13 protein-coding genes are annotated in these 14,635 nt (G+C 45.8%); 11 read left to right on the top strand and 2 right to left on the bottom strand.

The annotated features are described in order from the left end of the window. Positions 1-23 precede the first annotated feature (23 nt). The 8 genes from AC07M6_RS20280 to AC07M6_RS20245 all read left to right on the top strand — a co-directional run bounded on the left by AC07M6_RS20280 (position 24) and on the right by AC07M6_RS20245 (position 8,885). Positions 24-1,268 (top strand): PAS domain S-box protein, encoded by a 1,245-nt coding sequence (locus tag AC07M6_RS20280; protein ID WP_494892615.1) that lies wholly within the window; start codon positions 24-26, stop codon positions 1,266-1,268. A gap of 594 nt (positions 1,269-1,862) precedes the next feature. Further along, positions 1,863-2,627, top strand: a complete 765-nt coding sequence (locus AC07M6_RS20275) for a DUF4382 domain-containing protein (protein ID WP_494892614.1) — start codon at positions 1,863-1,865, stop codon at positions 2,625-2,627. A 259-nt stretch (positions 2,628-2,886) separates the two neighbouring features. Further along, positions 2,887-3,930 carry an NAD(P)-dependent alcohol dehydrogenase gene (locus tag AC07M6_RS20270; protein ID WP_494892613.1) on the top strand — a complete coding sequence of 348 codons (1,044 nt, stop codon included), beginning with the start codon at positions 2,887-2,889 and terminating at the stop codon, positions 3,928-3,930. Between the two features lie 163 nt (positions 3,931-4,093). Then, on the top strand, positions 4,094-4,615 hold the full coding sequence (locus tag AC07M6_RS20265) for a YceI family protein (protein WP_494892612.1): 522 nt from the start codon (positions 4,094-4,096) through the stop codon (positions 4,613-4,615). 49 nt (positions 4,616-4,664) lie between these two features. Then, positions 4,665-4,886 (top strand): hypothetical protein, encoded by a 222-nt coding sequence (locus tag AC07M6_RS20260; protein WP_494892610.1) that lies wholly within the window; start codon positions 4,665-4,667, stop codon positions 4,884-4,886. Between the two features lie 84 nt (positions 4,887-4,970). Continuing rightward, a complete protein-coding gene (gene lpxK / locus AC07M6_RS20255) occupies positions 4,971-6,032 on the top strand; it encodes a tetraacyldisaccharide 4'-kinase (protein WP_494892608.1) in 1,062 nt (353 codons plus the stop codon). Continuing rightward, positions 5,995-6,810 (top strand): purine-nucleoside phosphorylase, encoded by an 816-nt coding sequence (locus AC07M6_RS20250; RefSeq protein WP_494892606.1) that lies wholly within the window; start codon positions 5,995-5,997, stop codon positions 6,808-6,810. The genes lpxK and AC07M6_RS20250 overlap by 38 nt, the downstream gene beginning before the upstream one ends. Further along, positions 6,810-8,885 carry a putative porin gene (locus tag AC07M6_RS20245; RefSeq protein ID WP_494892604.1) on the top strand — a complete coding sequence of 692 codons (2,076 nt, stop codon included), beginning with the start codon at positions 6,810-6,812 and terminating at the stop codon, positions 8,883-8,885. The genes AC07M6_RS20250 and AC07M6_RS20245 overlap by 1 nt, the downstream gene beginning before the upstream one ends. A 511-nt stretch (positions 8,886-9,396) precedes the next feature. On the opposite strand, the gene AC07M6_RS20240 is transcribed toward AC07M6_RS20245, so the two are convergent. Beyond that, positions 9,397-10,578, bottom strand: a complete 1,182-nt coding sequence (locus tag AC07M6_RS20240; protein ID WP_494893181.1) for an asparagine synthetase B — start codon at positions 10,576-10,578, stop codon at positions 9,397-9,399. 340 nt (positions 10,579-10,918) lie between these two features. On the opposite strand from AC07M6_RS20240, the gene AC07M6_RS20235 reads away from it, so the two are divergent. The 3 genes from AC07M6_RS20235 (at position 10,919) to AC07M6_RS20225 (ending at position 13,330) form a co-directional block, all read left to right on the top strand. Continuing rightward, positions 10,919-12,091, top strand: a complete 1,173-nt coding sequence (locus AC07M6_RS20235) for a PDDEXK-like family protein (protein ID WP_494892602.1) — start codon at positions 10,919-10,921, stop codon at positions 12,089-12,091. A gap of 198 nt (positions 12,092-12,289) precedes the next feature. Continuing rightward, entirely contained in the window at positions 12,290-12,748 is a 459-nt protein-coding gene (locus tag AC07M6_RS20230) for a peptidylprolyl isomerase (RefSeq protein ID WP_494892600.1), read from the top strand. Between the two features lie 66 nt (positions 12,749-12,814). Then, a complete protein-coding gene (locus AC07M6_RS20225) occupies positions 12,815-13,330 on the top strand; it encodes a DUF5606 family protein (RefSeq protein ID WP_494892598.1) in 516 nt (171 codons plus the stop codon). Positions 13,331-13,466: 136 nt separating this feature from the next. Here AC07M6_RS20225 and AC07M6_RS20220 read toward each other — a convergent pair whose 3' ends face one another. Then, positions 13,467-14,387, bottom strand: a complete 921-nt coding sequence (locus AC07M6_RS20220; RefSeq protein WP_494892596.1) for a cation diffusion facilitator family transporter — start codon at positions 14,385-14,387, stop codon at positions 13,467-13,469. Positions 14,388-14,635 lie beyond the last annotated feature (248 nt).

The following is a 14,635-nucleotide window of genomic DNA, read 5'->3' as shown; positions in this document are numbered from 1 at the left end:
TGTAGTATAAGATCTAATTTACTGTGCAGTCAACTAAAATCTACCTTCTCATCTTTTTAGCCGGACTGGGCTGGGCATTAGGCAGCGACCTATTGATCTCATCTTTGGAACACGGCATTACCCCCTTTTACCTGGAATGCATCCGGATACTGAACAACTGCCTGCTGTTTGGACTAACAGCCCTGGGGCTTTACCGGTATATCCGCCGGCAGCAAGGCCAGTTGAAAGAATCGATGGATCAGTACCGTAATCTCTTTGAATCAAACCCTAACCCCATGTGGGTTTTCCATATCGAAACCCGCGCTTTTGTTGCCGTTAACGATGCGGCGATTGCCAAATATGGCTACAGCCGGGACGAATTTCTGAGCATGTCTATCTGGGACATCCGCCCCGCGGAAGACCGTGGCTTATTAAAGGAAGCCCTGAAAGGTAATTCGGAGCAAACCCGGGATGTAGGGCGATGGCGGCACATCAAACGCAGCGGCGAGATTTTCCCGGTATCCATCGTATCACATAATGTTAATTTTAACCAGCAGCCTTGTAAAATGGTTATGGTTACGGATATGACTGATGTGGTGCAATTACAAGGCGCTGTACGGCAGGAGCAGGAATTAAGGGATGCACTGGCCGAGAATTATGAAAAGATCAAAAAGGCAGAGCAGGAGGGCCGGATCATGGCGCAGATTATGGATAAGATCAATAACCTGGTAGTTATTGTAGGCGCAGACCATCTTATTTTTTGGGTGAACCAGGCCTTTAGCCAATTTACCGGATATACCCTGGAAGATGTTATTGGGAAAAGCCCGGATGAGATCCTTTTTGGGCCGGAAACCGATCCGCAAACCATCGGGCGGCTTCGGGAAGCGGCTATGGAGCAGCTGGCTTTCAGCGATGAAATGATCAATTATAAAAAGAATGGCGAGTCTTACTGGTCGCAGATCAATATCTCACCCATTTTTGATGAGACCGGGAAACTGCAATTCTTTGTTTCGGTAGAAAACGTAATTACCGAACGGAAAGACCGCGAGCAAAAAATAATGGCCCAACATACCGCCCTGCAGGAGATAGCCTGGTCTAACTCGCACGAGTTGCGGCGCCCGGTATGTTCTATCCAGGGCCTGGTTACCGTGCTGCAAGCTGCTAAAAATGAAGCCGAAAGGGATGAATGTTTAACCATGCTCCAGCGCAGTTCGGAGGAGTTAGATCAGCTATTGCAGAATACTAATCAACGCATCAACGAGTTAACCATCGATCAGCCGGTATACTAAAGTATAATTACACAGTCTGTTATTGCCGCAGAGTCAATTCTTCGTCAGGTCTCCAATCACTGTTCGGAAGATCTACAATTCCCTCCCGCGGGGAGAGCTACCGTGCACTCACATCTTTAAAAAGACTTCTATGCCCTGTAAGGGCTACCTGTTTGTAGAAAAAGATGCAAATTTGTTATTGCCTCGGAGAGGCTACCCTGGTGAAATGCAGGCCGGTGAAGGGTAGTCCCGTCCGGGACATTGCCGTTTCGATACTCAAGCTGCTACAAACAGGTAGCCCTTACAGGGCATAGAAACTTGTAGGTACGGGAGGGGTGCGGCTGCGGTGGCAGAGAGGGGTTTATTACGCTTGATGAGGCCCTCCCTACACCTTTCCTATAAGCTATTCTGCTAATATTCCCCGCGCTTTTTCATTACCTGATGAGTAACGGATTGAATAGTGTCCGGATTTGTAATAAAAAATAAACAGGCTTTTCAATTCGCTGCTGATTTTAGGATCGATACCCCATTCATCGATACAATCCCCCCATTCACCGATACAATTTCTTGCAGGCACCTGTTTTGATAGGTTATAAGAAACTAAATTATACTATTATGAAAAAGTTAATCTTATTTGCTACAGCGTTAAGCCTTACGTTTTTTGCCTGTAAAAAAGACAACACAAGCGCTGGCAATACTGCGCATATGACTGTGAAGCTGACTGACGCGCCCGGCGCATTCGACGCGGTGATCCTGAGTATCAAAAGTGTTGTAATTGTAACCGATGCCGGAGAACATACCTTAAATGTTAATGGCACCCCTATTGATATCCTGCGCTTTCGCCAGGGTAAGGATACGGTATTAGCCGATCAGGACATCCCGGCAGGTACAATACAACAGGTACGCCTGGTTTTAAACGATTCGGGTAACCGGGTAGTTGTGGGCGGCGTATCCTTTGACCTGACCACACCCAGCGGACAAACATCAGGCGTTAAATTAAATGTGCATGATAATTTAATTGCCGGTATTGCGTATACCATGCGTTTAGATTTTGATGCCGCTCAATCTATCGTACTTACCGGCAATGGTAAGTATATCCTTAAACCGGTGATCAGGGCCATCCCGCAAGCAGTATCCGGCGCTATAAGCGGTATGGTATCGCCTGCAGCCTCATCGCCAAAAGTATATGCCATTATGGGCACCGATACCGTAGGCACTGTTGCCGATGCTACCGGTAAATTTTATTTCCCCGGCCTTAACGCCGGCACCTACAATGTACGGTTTGTACCTGTAAGTCCTTACGCCATTAAAACTGTAACCAATGTTACCGTTACCAACGGCGCGGTACTGGATATGGGCACCGTAACTATTACTCAGTAAAACTGTTGATTTCCTTATAATAGGCGGCTGTACCTTGCGGACAGCCGCTTTTTTTGTTACTGCCCGTTTTAATTTCCAACCGTCCTTAGATCAAGTATCCACTATATTTTTCCCTGGCATCGGTAAATTGCAATATCACTGCAAAAAGTAATATCAAAGTCAAACGTTTATTTAGCTGGCTGCTTGCCGGTGCAACCATAAAACAGGATGGTATATTTGTTGCAGTAATCATTACATCAACCCCAAACACACTACCCATATGATTGAAACAAAAGCGTATGCCGCCCAAAACGAGCATACACCCTTAGCACCCTGGACATTTGACCGCCGCGACGTAGGCCCGCACGATGTGCAATTTGATATTTTATTTTGCGGCGTTTGCCACTCAGATCTGCACCAAATCAAAAACGACTGGTTCCCCGGCATCTTCCCGATGGTACCCGGGCACGAGATTGTTGGCCGCGTAGTTAAGGTAGGCGACCACGTAAAGAAATTTAAAGTTGGCGATTTGGCCGGTACCGGCTGCCTGGTAGATTCGTGCCGGGTATGCGAAAACTGCAAGCAGGACCTGGAACAATACTGTTTAAACGGTAATTCACAAACGTATAACGGGTTGGAGCAGGATGGCAAAACCCCTACCTACGGCGGTTATTCAAATACTATCGTCGTTCACGAGGATTTTGTGCTGCACGTATCCGATAAGTTAAACCTGGCCGCGGTTGCACCATTACTGTGCGCAGGCATTACCACCTACTCGCCTTTAAAACATTGGAAAGTAGGCAAGGGCCACAAATTAGCTGTATTAGGCTTAGGCGGTTTGGGCCACATGGCTGTTAAATTTGGCGTAGCCTTTGGCGCCGACGTAACGGTACTAAGTACTTCGCCTAAAAAGGAAGAAGATGCCAAAAAGTTAGGCGCCCACCACTTTGTGGTAACAACCGACCCTGAACAGGTGAAGGCGGCTGCCGGCACATTCGATTTTATATTGGATACCGTTTCTGCCGAGCACGATTTTAACATGTATATGGGTTTACTGCGTACCAACGGCGTACATATTTGCGTAGGCGTTCCGCCTAAACCGGCCGAGATAGCTGCTTTTAGTTTAATTGCCGGCCGTAAAAGTTTAGCAGGTTCGGGTATTGGCGGTTTGGCCGAAACCCAGGAAATGCTGGATTACTGTGCCGAAAACAACATCGTTTCGGATATTGAAATGATAGAGATGAAAGACATCCAGGCTGCGTATGACCGTATGGTAAAAGGCGATGTGCGTTACCGCTTTGTAATTGATATGGCTACGTTGTAATAACGGCTAACTCAAATCATTTAAAGCCTCCGGATATTCCCGGGGGCTTTTTTGTTGGGGTGGGATATACGCTTAAAGCAACCTGCCTTGCACCTGCGGCGTAACTAAAATGAAACCTCTGTACAGTTTAGAGGTTAATCTATCAGATACAAAAATCAATCCTATGAAAAAGATCATCCATCCTGCAATTGCCCTAACTGTAGTTAGTCTGCTGGCATTTATTGCTATCAGCAATTGGAGTGTAAAACCCGGCGCGACAGTAAAATTTACCAGCGGAAAAGTTAATGGCAGTTTTAAAGGCCTCAAAGCCGATATCCGGTTTGATAAAGCTCATCCCGGTCAATCCCGCATCTCGGCCACTATCGATGCCAACAGTATCAGTACAGGTTTCTTCCTGAAAAATAGTCATGCAAAGGATGCTTTGGGGGTAGATCAATATCCAACCATCAGTTTTACCGCTACCAGCGTAAGTAAAAGCGGCAATGGTTTTGAAGCCAATGGTAAACTGACCATGAAGGGAATTACCAAACCGGCAACCATTTACTTTACATTTGATGATAAGGGTAACCAGGGGGTATTTAAAGGCATACTTAAAGTGGCTCCTAAAAATTACGGGATCAACCGCAGCGGGACGCCCCAACTGGTCACCGTTTATTTAACGGTGCCGGTAAGCAAATCGCGATGAACAAAAACAACGGGTTGATGTTGTATATTTACATTAAACAACAAAAATCATGATCACGCCAGAAAACGAAACCCCATTAGACGATTCTGATAATTCAGAAGCCGACGACCAGCAGAGTCAGAAAGATATCCACAGTAATGGATTTGATGAAACATCTGTACCATCCAAAGACGACAACTCCGGAGATGTTGACCGCCTGCAGCAAGCGTCGGACGCGTCGGAGCCATCGTTTACTTTAAACCTGGATGATGCCCCGCCATCAAACGGGTAGATAGTTTTAAAACAAATTAAGGAAGCCGGGTTAGGATTAATCCGGCTTTTTGCGTGTTCCCCTTTTCGTATCTTTACCGCCTGAATGAAATATCTGCGCCTGCTTTTATTCCCGTTTTCGCTGGTATACGGATTGTTGGTGATCATCCGTAACTGGTGCTATGATGTGGGCTTGTTTAAAAGCCGCGCTTTTGATATGCCCATTATTTCGGTAGGCAATTTGGATGTCGGTGGCTCGGGGAAAACACCGATGACGGAGTACCTCATCCGTTTGGTAAAAGATGATTACGAGGTGGCTACCTTAAGCAGGGGTTATGGCCGGGATACTAAAGGCTATTATATAGCCACTCAGGATTCGCCGGCGAGTGAAGTTGGCGATGAACCGGCACAGCTGAAACATAAATTCCCGGAAGTAAACGTAAGCGTTTGCGAGGATAGGGTAGCCGGGGCCGCGCAATTGCAGGCGGATAACGATGTGATTATTTTGGACGATGCCTACCAGCACCGCGCCATTAAACCAGGATTTAGTATTTTGCTGTTCGATTATCGCCAGCTGATGGCAACTAACCTGTTATTACCGGCAGGCAACCGGCGCGAGCCTTTTTGGGGGCGCAAGCGTGCGGATATCATCATTATAACCAAATGCCCTTTAACTTTAGATGGTGACGGGCAGGAGCGCGTAAGGAGAGTGGTATCGCCCTACGCGCACCAGCAATTGTTTTTTACGGCAATCAGTTACCGGCCCTTGCATAAGGGCGGTGTAACATCGGGTATGGAAATAGACGCTGCTACCACCGTGTTTTTACTGACTGGCATTGCCAACCCTGCGCCCATGTACCAGTATATCGCGCAGTCGGCACAGCAAATAATTCATCATAAATACCCCGATCATCACCGCTTTAGCTTAAAAAATATTGCTAAACTTGCCGATGATTTTAAGGCCTGTACGGCAGATAAAAAAATTATCATCACAACAGAAAAGGATATGCAGCGTTTAGGTGAACAGGAATTGCTGCCCCTGACTGATCAGCTGCCTATTTATACCCTGCCTATTGGCGTGGAGTTTTTAAATAACGGCGGGCAACAATTTAATACGTTAATACAAAATTATGTTAGACAATATAAAGCACACGGCAGCCTACATTAAAAACCGCATCGGCGATTTTGAGCCCGAGATAGGCATTATATTAGGCACCGGACTGGGTGCTGTAGTGAACGAGATAGTGGTTGAAAAGCAACTGATGTATTCCAATATCCCCGATTTCCCTATCTCAACGCTGGAGTTCCATTCGGGTAAGTTGATCTTCGGTACGCTGGCCGGTAAAAAGGTGGTGGCCATGCAGGGCCGATTACACTATTACGAAGGCTATAATATGCAGCAGATCACTTTCCCGGTAAGGGTGATGAAAATGCTGGGCATTAAAGTTTTGCTGGTATCAAACGCCAGCGGCGCGCTTAACCCTGATTTCCGAAAAGGCGACCTGATGGTGATAGCCGACCATATTAACCTGCAACCCCACAACCCGCTGATTGGGCGTAACGAGGAAGAATTAGGCCCCCGTTTCCCGGATATGAGCGAGCCCTACAAACTCGATCTGATTGCCAAAGCGCTGGATATTGCAGCCGCCAACAATATTACCTGCCATAAAGGAGTTTATGTGGCAGTACCCGGCCCTAATTTGGAAACCCGTGCCGAATACAAGTTTTTGCGCATTATAGGTGGCGACGCGGTAGGCATGAGCACCGTGCCCGAAGTAATTGTAGCCAACCACATGGGCCTGCCTGTTTTTGCCATATCGGTACTAACGGACGAGGGTTTCCCCGAAACGCTGAAAGCGGTATCGGTAGAGGAAATAATTAAAGTGGCGCAGGATGCCGAACCCGATATGACATTAATTTTAAAAGAACTGATAGGCAGCCTTTAATGTTCCATCAACTTAAATACCTTTTCCTGTTGTTGATCTGCCTTGCAGCGCGGCCAGCTTTTGCGCAGGTGTATAACCCTAACCAAACGCAGCAGCAAACCAATCCTTATTACCGCGATACCGTAACCCGGCCCGCGGCAAAAGTGCTGACCAATGCCCAGATGATGGACAGCCTGCGTAAAAAAGAGGAGAACAAGCAGGATTCGGTTGTTTTTAATTCCAAATTTATACGGGTAACTAACGAGCGTTTATTAGCCGACAGCACCCAGGTAATGCTGCTGGATACAGGGTTGGTCAACTTCGAGAATTATAGTCCGCTTTACCAGCCGCGTCACCCTACCATTGGCCTGGGCAGCCTGGGTTTAGCGCAGCGCCCCTTGCTTTTTGAACCCCCAAAACGGGTGGGTTTTGATGTAGGCCTGCATTATTTAGATGCTTATATGCTTAACCCGCAAGATCTGTATTATTACCGTGCCCGCGTGCCCTATAGTAATTTGCAACTATACACCGGCGGCCGTAAGGAGCAGGTGTTTAAAGCCGTTGTATCCGAAAATATTAACCCGCAACTGAATATTGGCGCCAACTTTAACATTATCGGCTCAAACGGCTACTACAACCGGCAAAACGTGAGCGATTTAAATGCCGCCCTGTTTAGTTGGTACGAGTCTAAAGGGAAGCGGTACAACCTGCTGGTCAACCTGTTTTTTAATAACCTGAAATCGCCGGAGAGCGGTGGCATCCTGAATGACAGTATCTTTCAAAAAGGTTCATTTGATAAATTAACCGAGCCGGTGAGGCTGACGAACTCCAAATCGCAGATCACTAATAATGGCTTTTACTTAAAGCAGTTTTACTATATAGGCCGCATTGACAGCGCGCTGAACGGCCGCGAAACCGCTAATATTTTGCCTACACAGCGGGTATCGCATACGTTTATGTACAATAAGCAAACCTATATGTTTTACCAAACCGGTGCCGATACATATAAGGTATTCCCCGATTATTATTATAATTCGGTCAAATCGCAGGACTCGCTCTATGTACAGAATATCCGCAACGATTTTTCGTACAGTTTTTACCTACGGCCCAAATCGTCGGGATTGTTAAAAAACGAGTTAAAGCTTGATCTGGGCCTTCAGCACGATCTGTATAACTATAAGCAATTCGCAAGCGATTCGGTATTACACGACTTTGGTAAGGTAAGCGAACAGGACCGGAAGCAAAGCGCTACCTTTCAAAATATCACGCTGAAGGCTAAACTGGGGTATAAATTCAGTAACCGGGTATTGTTCAATGCCGATTTTCAGCAGGTAGCCCAGGGCCGCAACTTTGGCGATTATTTGTACGATGTAAAGTTCACCCTTGCCGGCAATGATAAAACAGGCCGTATAGTATTAGGAGCTTATGCGCAGAACAACGCCCCCTCGCTGGTTGCAACCCGTTGGATCTCCAACCATTACGAGTTTGATGCCCATCTAAAAAACCAAAAGACGCAGAATGCATCGTTTAACTACATTAATGATGCCCTGCAACTGGATGTTAAGGCCGAGTATTTTATGATTAACGATTATATTTACTTTAAGGCGCAGCCGGGCGGTATTGATGCCACGCCAACACAGGTATCAGCGCCTATTAACCTGTTAAAGATCAGCGTGGGCAAAAACCTTACCTGGCGCGGTATCCACTTTGATAATTATGTGGTTTATCAAAAAACCGATTACCAAAGCACCCTGCGCACTCCCGAAGTTTATACTTACAGCAACTTATATTACGGTCGCCGCCTGTTTGATGCTATTGATGTAACGGGTGGTATCAGCGTGCGCTATAATACCCCTTATGTAGCCCCCTCATACGCTATTGGCATCGGTCAGTTCTATAACGGCGACGAGGTTACCTATAACTCGTACCCATACGTTAACGTGTATCTGAAAGCTACCCTGCAGCGCACCAACCTGTTTCTTCAGTACGATTACGCCAACCAGGGCCTGCAAAGCCAGGGCTTTTACACCGTAAACCGCTACCCTATGCAAGACAGGACGCTGAAAATAGGCGTATCGTGGACGTTTTATAATTAAGCCCCGCTTCGCTGGAGTGATTAGAGAATTAGTTGATTAGAGATTAGGTTCTGCATCATGTCATTGCGAGTTATCAAATCCTGGGGGCTTTAAAGGTGATATGACGTTGAGAAGCGGGGCCTGTGCAATTCCCCTCTTGAGAGGGGTGGAGGGGTGTGTCCTTTTCGGCGATTTGCATATCGGTAATGACACACCCCTGCCACTACACTTTCCAACGCACCCCCTCTCAAGAGGGGAATCAAAAAAAAACCGTCATGGGTAGGTATCCCGATAACTATCGGGACGAACATTACATGACTGCTCTTTGTGTGTGCGATTGCTTCGTGCCTCGCAATGACATGCTCTTGCGCTCGTCTGTGACGAGTGCTTCAAACTTCAGCGCGATTGTATCGCGTAATGGCGTCGCAGACGCCGAACCATATTAAGCACTCGTCACAGACGAGCGCAAGGTGAGTAACAGCCTCTTTTCTAACCTAATCACTAATCAACCAATCTCTAATCACCAAGACCGTTAGGTCTTCTGCTTCTTCTTCTTTGCGGCCGGGAAAAGCACGTTGTTGAGGATCAGCCGGTAGCCGGGCGAATTGGGGTGCAGTTTCAAATCGGTTGGCGGGTCGCCTACCTGGTGCTGGTAATCTTCGGGGTCGTGGCCGCTGTAGAAGGTCCACTGGCCTTTGCCGTATTCGCCGTGGATATAGCGGGCCTCGTTGGCAGTTTTCATTTCGCCCATAATGGTAACACCGGGTTTAATATAGGCTTTATTATAAGCAGTGGTAAGGCCCATAAAACCTTTGATCACCTTATCATGATTTTGGGTAAGCATGCTGGGCACCACATCCCATTTGGCCGAAAAATCAAACAGGGTGAAGAAATCGCGACTGCGATCGACCTGCCGGCTACGGGTTACATCAATGCTGCTGAAACGGTTCGACATCGGGTTCAGGTCTACCTGGAAATTCTGGAAGGCGAATGTGCCGCTGTAATCCAGTTTAGATTGCGCGTCGGGGTCGGCGCCATCGCCATCGTACATGCTTTCGCAGATATCGGTATTGGCGGCAGCCAACGCGATATCAAAGCTATCCGTACCCGAACACATGGCAAACAGGAAGCCGCCATTAGCGCAAAAATCGCGGATATGCTGCGCCACAGCCAGCTTCATTTTGGATACTTTTTGAAAGCCGAGCCTGTTGGCCAGGGTTTCCTGGCTTTTTACATCCTCGATATACCACTGCTGAAAGCGGAAGCCGTTATAAAACTTGCTGTATTGCCCGGTAAAATCCTCGTGGTGCAGGTGCAGCCAATCGTATTTGGTTAAATCGCCGTGGAGTACTTCCTCATCATAAACCAAATCGTAAGGGATCTCGGCATATTTTAAAACCATAGTAACGGCATCGTCCCAGGGCAGGATGCTTTTTGGGGCGTATACGGCCATTTTAGGGGCTTTTTCCAGCTTTACAATATCCATGTTTACAGACGGATCGCTCACTTCGGTGAGGATCTGGTTTACTTTGGCATCGGCCAAAACTTCGTAACTCACACCGCGGATCTTGCACTCATCCTCTACTGTTTTATCATATTTCAGCATAAAGCTGCCGCCGCGGTAGTTAAGCAGCCAATCCACTTCCTCGCCCTTTTGCAATGTCCAGAATGCAATGCCGTACGATTTCAGGTGGTCTTTCTGCACTTCGTCCATAGGCAGCAGGATAGAGGCCGCTTTTGAGCAGAAAGCGTAAAGCAGAAAGGTGAAAGCTAAAATATATTTAGGGGCACGCATCATGCTCAAAAATAACGAAATAAATAGAGATTAGTTAAATGGTGATTAGAGATTAGTTTTTAAATAACGATTTTTTGGGGAGGGTATTACGTTAGACTAAGCATGCGGGGGTGACTCACCCGACCAACGCTGCGCTGGGGCACCCTCTCTTCGCCTTTGGCGGAAAGAGGGGATTACAGACCCTGCGAAAACATAAAATTATTATGGAAGCTATTATAATGAGATTAGTTTTTGTACATTGTGAAACCTTATTATCACAATGGAATTACTGCAATACAAAAATTTACTTGATCAAGTAAACGCTATCAACGCCCGGTACAAAAAAATTAACGAGTTAACCGGGGATAATTTCAATGTTTTCCGGATACTGAAACTCGAATCATCAGAAGTAAGGATGCATTCTGCTTTTATTGCTGAATTGCTTAATCCCAAAGGGAGCCATGGACAAAAGGATGCTTTTCTGAAATTATTTGTTTCAATATTTTGCTTTAAAAACAGCAAGATTGATACCTCATCATGTAGTGTAGAAATCGAAAAAAGTATTGGCACAATATCTAAAGACAAAGTTCAGGGCGGCAGGATTGATATAATAGTTTCTGACTCAAATCATAACCATATTATAATTGAAAATAAGATATATGCTGGTGATCAGGACTATCAATTAACACGTTATTACAATTACTCAAATGAAGCGGACCTTGTTTATTTAACCTTAGATGGCAAACGACCAGCTAAAGGGAGTTTTGGTGAATTGGAACATGAGCTGCATTACAAGTGTTATTCGTATAAAGACCATATTTTAAGTTGGTTGGAATTGTGCCGTAAAGAAGTGGCCGTTTACCCTATTGTTAGAGAAGGAATAACTCATTATATCAATTTAATAAAATATTTAACCGGACAAACTATCAATAAAAATATGCAAGAAGAATTAAGTGATTTATTGAAATTAAATATAGAAGCATCATTTGCGATTTACAATAATTTAGATAAAGCATGTGACAAAATTTCAGAGGACTTTGGTGAGAAATTGGAGAAAAAATTTGAAAGTTTAGATCAAGGACTCACTTGCAATTATGGTGTAACATTTGAAAAGAATTATAGCGGTATTTGGATAAATAAACCTAACTGGAAGTACTTGAAAATTGGATTTCAATTTCAAAACACAGATAAGGGTTTAATTTATGGGCTTGTTACCAAAGAACACCCTACTAAATACCCAATGCCATTAGAGTTACGAAGCAAAGTAAAAGAGCTACCAAATAATACACCTAAAAACAATGAATGGTGGCCATGGTTTAGGCCAATAGAAGACCCATTCAATAATTGGGAGCAAGTACATGCCTGGAAAGCTATCCTTGATGGCCGTATGGAAAACCTGATCATGGAAAAAGTTAAATACCTGCTTGACCTTACATCAGGCATAGATATGTAATAGTAAATTGCGCATTGTACTTATATGAAATAACGGGTAGCACCTACTGCGCATTTACGTTGTGTTGATATATTCTACAAACAGGTAGCCCGGCTGGGGCATTAACAATATGATACCCCTCTTACAACCTAATCTCTAATCACTGTTTAACTAATCTCTCAAAAATCATTACCTTTGCTGTCCTTTAAAATTGATAAAATGAGCAAAGCAATAATTAAGACCGCTAAAGGCGACATGACCGTTGAGTTTTACGAAAAAGACGCGCCAAAAGCAGTAGCCAACTTTAAAAAATTAGCCAAAGAAGGTTTTTATGATGGTGTTACTTTTCACCGCGTACTGCCCGATTTTGTGATACAGGGCGGTTGCCCATTCTCTAAAGACCCTGCAACTGCTTACAAAGCAGGTTCGGGCGGACCGGGTTACCACATTGATTGTGAGCTGACCGGCGAGAACCAATATCATGACCGTGGCGTGCTTTCTATGGCGCATGCTGGCCGTAACACCGGCGGTTCGCAGTTTTTCATCTGCCACAGCCGTAACAATACTGCCCACCTGGACAGGAACCATACCTGCTTTGGTAAAGTGGTAGAGAATGTTGACCTGGTTGACGATATCCGTCAGGGCGATAAAATTTTAGGTATTGAAGTAATTGACTAAACTTTATAAGCGTAACACAATAGCCACCGGTTAATTGCGTTACGCTTGTTTACGTAAACATAAAAAATGAATTTACAGGGAATAGTAGCGGTATCGGGCAAACCCGGTTTATGGAAAGCGCTAACGCAAAATAAAACAGGTTTTGTATTGGAAAGCCTTGACGAGAAGCGCACCAAGCTGGTAGCCAATATTTCAACCGCTAAACTGGCATCGTTAGATGAGATCACCATTTTTGGCGATGACGAAGATATCCGCCTGAAAGATGTTTTTGACCGCATGAAAACTGCCGCCAGCGTACCCGATGCCAAAGCCGACGGTACTAAGCTGCGCAGCTTCTTCCGCGAAGTAGCCCCCGGCCACGACGAGGAAAAGGTTTACGCATCAGACATGAAAAAGATCGTCAACTGGTTTGCGATATTAAAAGACCTGCCGCTATTTAGCGAGGCTGATCCAAGTGCTGCCCCGGCTGCTGAAGAAATACCGGTTGCGGTTGAAGAACCAACCGTTGCTGTGGTAGATAACGTGGAAGAAAAAACTACTGCTAAAAAGAAACCGGCGGTTAAGAAAACTCCGGCAAAGTAAGCCCCCCGACCCCCTGAAGGGGGAGCAATAAAGTTAAAAGCAAAAGGCGCTTCGGTTTACCGAAGCGCCTTTTATCATTTGCATATATGCACATTTTCTCATCTGCACATTCACTCCCCTTTAGGGGGCTGGGGGGCTAACACTCCACCTGATCACAATGCTCCGTCACCAATTCCGGTTCAAAGGTGCAGTGGTGAATTTCCATATGCTCGAGGCGATGGCGCAGGTCGTGTTTAATTTTATCGAAAGTGCCCAGTTCGGCCTGGTTAACTACTATGTGGGCGGTAAGCGCCGTTTCGGTTGTGCTGAGGGCCCATACGTGCATGTGGTGCACATCAACCACGCCTTTGGCTTTTAGCAGTTCGGCTTTAATTTTCTCTACCTCAATTTCGGCGGGGACGCCATCCATCTCTAACCGCAGGCTGTTTTTAAGCAGTCCCCAGGTACCGCCGATGATGACGATAACAATGATCAAACTCACCGCGCTATCCACCCAATACCAGTTGGTAAAGTAAATGATGATGCCCGATATCACCACGCCTAAAGATACGATGGCATCAACAGCCATGTGCAGATAAGCGCCCTTTACATTCAGGTCGGTATCTTTATCCTTCAAAAAAAGCCAGGCGGTAAAGCCGTTAATCCCAATGCCAATAAAAGCAACCCAGGCAATGGTTGTGCCTTTAACTACTTCGGGGTGTATAAAACGGATAACGGCCTCGTAAGCGATAAAGCCTACTGCCACAAACAATATCAGCGCATTAAAAAAAGACACAATAATAGTAGAGCGCTTATAGCCGTAAGTATACTGCTTATTGGCTTTCACCTTGGCCAGTTTAAAGGCCAGCAGCGCCAAAGCCAGGCTGGCAACATCGCTCAGGTTATGGCCGGCATCGGTCAGCAGCGACAGCGAATGACTAAAGAAACCCATTGCTGCCTCTACAATTACAAAAGCCGAGTTAAGGATAATACCCCATACAAAAGCAGCATTTAAATGATCCAGCTTAGGGGCGTGATCGTGATGGTGGCCATGGCCGTGCGCGTGATCATGTGACATACGCCAAAGTTAAGGATTTGGGATGATGATATGGTGAAGATTGTCTGCTTCGCGGTCATTTGCTGCGCGTCATTATGCTACGCGTCATTGGGTCATTACGCTGCGCTGTCATTATGCTACGCGTCATTGAGTCATTACGCTGCGCTGTCATTGAGTCATTAATAGTTAGTCAAAAAAATGCCGCAGGCATTTTGACCCAATGACCCAATGACCCAATGACCCAATGACCCAATGACCCAATGACCCAA

This window comes from Mucilaginibacter sp. GW821-FHT07H05, assembly GCF_059418485.1.
The sequence above is the reverse complement of the archived record's forward strand: the minus strand, read 5'-3'. Positions and strand labels throughout refer to the sequence as shown.

What these genes read in the sequence shown, in the direction of transcription:
- AC07M6_RS20275 (WP_494892614.1), top strand. Translation starts at nt 1,863, where the DNA reads ATGAAAAAGTTAATCTTATTTGCTACAGCGTTAAGCCTTACGTTTTTT.
- AC07M6_RS20270 (WP_494892613.1), top strand. Translation starts at nt 2,887, where the DNA reads ATGATTGAAACAAAAGCGTATGCCGCCCAAAACGAGCATACACCCTTA.
- AC07M6_RS20265 (WP_494892612.1), top strand. Translation starts at nt 4,094, where the DNA reads ATGAAAAAGATCATCCATCCTGCAATTGCCCTAACTGTAGTTAGTCTG.
- AC07M6_RS20260 (WP_494892610.1), top strand. Translation starts at nt 4,665, where the DNA reads ATGATCACGCCAGAAAACGAAACCCCATTAGACGATTCTGATAATTCA.
- lpxK (WP_494892608.1), top strand. Translation starts at nt 4,971, where the DNA reads ATGAAATATCTGCGCCTGCTTTTATTCCCGTTTTCGCTGGTATACGGA.
- AC07M6_RS20250 (WP_494892606.1), top strand. Translation starts at nt 5,995, where the DNA reads ATGTTAGACAATATAAAGCACACGGCAGCCTACATTAAAAACCGCATC.
- AC07M6_RS20245 (WP_494892604.1), top strand. Translation starts at nt 6,810, where the DNA reads ATGTTCCATCAACTTAAATACCTTTTCCTGTTGTTGATCTGCCTTGCA.
- AC07M6_RS20240 (WP_494893181.1), bottom strand. Translation starts at nt 10,578, where the DNA reads ATGGACGAAGTGCAGAAAGACCACCTGAAATCGTACGGCATTGCATTC.
- AC07M6_RS20235 (WP_494892602.1), top strand. Translation starts at nt 10,919, where the DNA reads ATGGAATTACTGCAATACAAAAATTTACTTGATCAAGTAAACGCTATC.
- AC07M6_RS20230 (WP_494892600.1), top strand. Translation starts at nt 12,290, where the DNA reads ATGAGCAAAGCAATAATTAAGACCGCTAAAGGCGACATGACCGTTGAG.
- AC07M6_RS20225 (WP_494892598.1), top strand. Translation starts at nt 12,815, where the DNA reads ATGAATTTACAGGGAATAGTAGCGGTATCGGGCAAACCCGGTTTATGG.
- AC07M6_RS20220 (WP_494892596.1), bottom strand. Translation starts at nt 14,387, where the DNA reads ATGTCACATGATCACGCGCACGGCCATGGCCACCATCACGATCACGCC.